This is a genomic window from Actinospineispora eucalypti (genome assembly GCF_039543365.1).
GTDB lineage: Bacteria > Actinomycetota > Actinomycetes > Mycobacteriales > Pseudonocardiaceae > Pseudonocardia > Pseudonocardia eucalypti.
Genome location: NZ_BAABJP010000072.1, coordinates 1 through 663 on the forward strand (window position 1 = coordinate 1; position 663 = coordinate 663).

Consider the following 663-nt stretch of genomic DNA (forward strand, 5'->3'; position numbering starts at 1 on the left):
CGCCGCGAGAAGGTGGCGGTGGCGCAGGTGGTGCCGTCCTACCTGGACGTGGTGCTCACCCACCTGGAGGCCAACCCGACCGCGCTGCCGGCGCTGCGTTTCATCTCCGCCACCGGCGAAGCGTTGAAGGCCGAGCTGGCCGAACGCTGGTTCACCGCCCAACCGGCCGTGAGGCTGGTCAACGCCTACGGGCTGACCGAAACCTCCGACGACACCAACCACGAAATCCTGCACCACCCCCCGGTAGACGGGCGGATCCCGCTGGGGCCGCCGGTCAACAACGTCACCGTCTACGTCGTGGATGAACACCTGTCCCCCGTCCCGCTGGGCGCGCCCGGACTGATCGCGTTCTCCGGGGTGTGTGTCGGGCGGGGTTATATCAACGACCCCGACCGCACCGCCGAGTGCTACCTGACCGACCCCCACCAACCCGGACAGCGGCTCTACCTGGGTGGGGACTACGGCCGGTGGCGCCCGGACGGCAAGTTGGAGTTCCTTGGCCGCCGCGACGGACAGGTCAAAATCGCCGGGTTCCGCATCGAGATCGGCGAAATCGAAAACGCCCTGCTGCGGGTTCCCGGGGTCAACGACGGCGCCGTCGTCATCACCCAAGACCCCGACCGGGGCAAACGCCTGGTCGCGTTCTACACCGGACCCCACCCC

Annotated in this window: 1 protein-coding gene; it reads left to right on the top strand. The window is 68.6% G+C overall.

All coding sequences use genetic code 11. From position 1 onward, the window contains the following. The coding region (locus tag ABEB12_RS41950; protein WP_345703604.1) for an AMP-binding protein at positions 1-663 on the top strand (663 nt) is incomplete at both ends.